The sequence below is a fragment of the Arsenophonus sp. ENCA genome, from assembly GCF_002287155.1.
GTDB classification, from domain to species: domain Bacteria; phylum Pseudomonadota; class Gammaproteobacteria; order Enterobacterales; family Enterobacteriaceae; genus Arsenophonus; species Arsenophonus nilaparvatae.
The window spans coordinates 1-3,039 of the sequence record NZ_NHNG01000186.1; the positions used below are offsets into that span (position 1 = coordinate 1).

The following is a 3,039-nucleotide window of genomic DNA, read 5'->3' on the forward strand; positions in this document are numbered from 1 at the left end:
CTTTTGGCGCTGCTGACGGCGCTAAAATACCCAGATGAGGATATCGACTGGAACGCACTACTACCCTGGAAAATCACCTTACCTTAAACCACGCAGCAGCGCACTGTGTGGTTCCAATGACGCTTACTAAGAAGTTGCGTCTGCGGTGCAAGCCGATACAGAATTAGAAGTACCAAACCAGCCTGACGATGCGAAAGAGCAGTGATCCCACTGGCAGTATATCGAATAGTCAGCCTAGTTAACGAACCGTCTGACAAAGTCAGAAAACGTAAAAAACATTATCTTAACTTTTCATTCCAACAGTAAGCAAACGGGAAAATGTAACTGTTAAAAAAGGACATTTAAAAATGAAAAAGACAGAATCATTTAATGCTCATACTGCTTCATCACAAGAATTGATTGAGCGAAATCTCGTACTGAGAAAAATGGTTAAGCACTACATGATGATTACCCAAAATATCGAGTATGCGGTATCTGACGGCAGAAAAGTCGATATTAAAGCGCTCATCGCGCAATACACGCCAACCCATCTCACTGACATGCCCCTCATCAGTGAAGAAGTTGACTTTTTACGGGAACGGGTAAGAGCTACGTTTAAGGGCTTTGAACAGGAGTTTCGGGCTGCGTTAAAAAAGGAGAATATGAACGCTGGCGAGGTGGAGAAACGTCAATTCCTACGTGAACAAGCGATGCTGTCGTTTGCACTAGTAAAAGCACGGTCAAAGCTGCAAGAGGCATCCCACATAGCGACTTACCTTGCACCGTTAGGGATCACAACGCATGAAGAATCGCTGATGTATCAGGGGGTGCTGGATATGCTGGATTGTCTGTGTGATGGAGACGAGAACAGCCGTATAGAAGTTTACACCAACATGCTGATGGTAGGTACGCGCATACTAAAAAGCATGTTGCTGGAAGAAAAAATGCAAGATGTATTGCAAGCCAAAACGCCGGAAGAACTGGAAAAGGTATTAGATACTGCCGAACAGCAGATTGAAAAAGACATTCGTTATTTAAATGCCACAAAGACCAATTAATTCGCACGGAAATGAAAATGAAAAAGACAAAATTAATTCTACTTTTCATTCTCCTTTGCGCTGGCATCGGGTCAGCAACTGTAGAAGACTATTCCCAAAAACAAGGTACAAAGGGGTATACCTACAAGGATTTGACCGCCTACAAGCAAAGCTGTCCTGAATGTATGAGCGTAGTAAGCGACATTATTCAGATCCGCAGTCGGGTTTGCGGTCAAACCATGAGTCCAGACGATGTAATTGTGACTGACGCACTCTACGGGTATCTGAACAGCGTCAAGCACATCGTCAGTGCGAGTGTTTACAGCAGAGTGTTACGGCTAGTGGTTGCAGAAAACGATTGCGGTAACTCCGAAAATTGGGCTAATAAAGTGCAGAAAAAAACAGAGCTAATACTTAATTAAGGGGGGGCTGTATGAAAAAATATTCTATCGTTTGTCTGCTCTTGCGTGTATCTTAATGTTTGCTATATACTGATGCTATATGGCAAACATTAGGAGGGTGTGAACTATGATCCAGCAAGGTAAAGTTTTTATGAGCAATCGAACTCAAAATGTTCGACTGCCAGCAGACACACGTTTTCCTGATGATGTTAAAGACGTTATTGTTCGAGTGAAGGGTAAAGAGCGCATCATTTCTCCTGTACAAAACGCATGGAATAGTTTTTTCTTATCAGAGCAGTCTGTAACGGATGATTTTTTATCAAACAGAACTGAACAGATAACAAGCGAAAGAGAATCCTTTGATTAAATATTTACTCGATACAAATATCGTTATATTTACGATTAAACGGAAACCCATATCGCTATTGCCTAAATTCAATCAACATACTAATCAACTGGCTATATCTGCGATAACGTTTGCAGAGCTAATTTTTGGTGCTGAAAAAAGTATTAACTCTGCTAAAAATTTAGCAACAGTTAATGACTTTGTTTCTCGATTAACTGTTTTACCTTATGACGAACAAGCTGCATTTCATTACGGTGATATAAAGGCTAATCTTGAAAAAAAAGGAAAACCCATTGGTGACAATGATTTACATATAGCCGCCCATGCAAGAAGCAAAGGGCTTGTTGTAGTAACAAACAACACTAGAGAGTTTGAAAGAGTTGAGGGGTTAAGAATCGAAGACTGGACACAATTATAAGCGATGTTACGCAGTGCCAACATCATCAGTGTTTTTGCTTGGAATCGATTTTTTACACTCTTATTTAATATGAGTAGTTGCAACAGCACGAAATTTAAAAATGTTTTTTACGTTTTTAAACTATGTGAGACATTGATAGATTGGAATATCTAACCTGGTGGTTTTATTTTTATTGATAATAGTTAACCGCATAAATAGTTTACAGGATGACAACTCCGTTTTTTTGACGGATTTTTAAACGCTATGTTAATAGTGATATCGGCAAGAGGCTATTTCTAGCCCTTTATCAGTAACCCTATAAACCAATCTATGCTCATCTGTTATCCTTCTAGACCAAAAACCTGTTAAATTATATTTTAATGGTTCTGGCTTTCCTATGCCGCTAAATGGCTCTCTTTTTATATCTTTAATTAGCGAATTTATTCTTTTAATAGTTATCTGATCCAATTTTTGCCAATAAAGGGCACCTCGAAAAACTCAAGATTTTCAATTAACCCTTGGCTTTCATTCTAAATAATTAGATTTTTTTTGATTATCACGTTACTGATTCTATCGCACATTGCCCTGGCTAGGGCCATTTGACCCATTCTGGGCGTCAGAAAGCCACGATGCACGCGCTCTGGAAGTACGCCAACCGCTTTAGGTTGTAACATGCTGCCATCATCGTCATGGCAAAATTAGCGCGCACCTGTCCAATGGTGCGGATCAGTTTTCTACCCATTTGTTCCATCGCCGCAAATGCATGTTCAACCCGTGCCCTAGTCTTTGCAATCCTGTGGTTTCGCCCTTGCTGAGTCTTGGACAACGGTTTGTTTCGATGGCCTTTACGCTGAATCTGGCTCCTATAGCCGTTTGCCT

The 3,039-nt window shown here is 40.4% G+C and carries 5 protein-coding genes and 1 pseudogene; 4 read left to right on the top strand and 2 right to left on the bottom strand.

Going from position 1 to position 3,039, the window contains the following annotated elements; all coding sequences use genetic code 11:
• Window positions 1-347: 347 nt before the first annotated feature.
• From CBG25_RS04770 to CBG25_RS04785, 4 genes are all read left to right on the top strand, one after another.
• Window positions 348-1,037 carry a hypothetical protein gene (locus CBG25_RS04770; protein ID WP_290604943.1) on the top strand — a complete coding sequence of 230 codons (690 nt, stop codon included), beginning with the start codon at window positions 348-350 and terminating at the stop codon, window positions 1,035-1,037.
• Between the two features lie 17 nt (window positions 1,038-1,054).
• Window positions 1,055-1,438 (top strand): hypothetical protein, encoded by a 384-nt coding sequence (locus CBG25_RS04775; RefSeq protein ID WP_290604944.1) that lies wholly within the window; start codon window positions 1,055-1,057, stop codon window positions 1,436-1,438.
• A gap of 106 nt (window positions 1,439-1,544) precedes the next feature.
• Window positions 1,545-1,784, top strand: coding sequence for a type II toxin-antitoxin system VapB family antitoxin (gene vapB / locus CBG25_RS04780; RefSeq protein WP_290604946.1), 240 nt, complete (start codon window positions 1,545-1,547; stop codon window positions 1,782-1,784).
• A complete protein-coding gene (locus CBG25_RS04785) occupies window positions 1,777-2,181 on the top strand; it encodes a type II toxin-antitoxin system VapC family toxin (protein ID WP_290604948.1) in 405 nt (134 codons plus the stop codon). The genes vapB and CBG25_RS04785 overlap by 8 nt, the downstream gene beginning before the upstream one ends.
• A 246-nt stretch (window positions 2,182-2,427) precedes the next feature.
• Here CBG25_RS04785 and CBG25_RS04790 read toward each other — a convergent pair.
• Together CBG25_RS04790 and CBG25_RS04795 are read right to left on the bottom strand one after the other, a co-directional pair.
• Window positions 2,428-2,643, bottom strand: a pseudogene (locus tag CBG25_RS04790) (Txe/YoeB family addiction module toxin); the annotation flags it as partial.
• 133 nt (window positions 2,644-2,776) lie between these two features.
• A partial coding sequence (locus CBG25_RS04795) for a transposase (protein WP_290603799.1) occupies window positions 2,777-3,039 on the bottom strand: 263 nt, incomplete at its 5' end.

Coding starts and splice junctions, on each gene's coding strand:
- CBG25_RS04770 (WP_290604943.1), top strand. CDS start 348: ATGAAAAAGACAGAATCATTTAATGCTCATACTGCTTCATCACAAGAA.
- CBG25_RS04775 (WP_290604944.1), top strand. CDS start 1,055: ATGAAAAAGACAAAATTAATTCTACTTTTCATTCTCCTTTGCGCTGGC.
- vapB (WP_290604946.1), top strand. CDS start 1,545: ATGATCCAGCAAGGTAAAGTTTTTATGAGCAATCGAACTCAAAATGTT.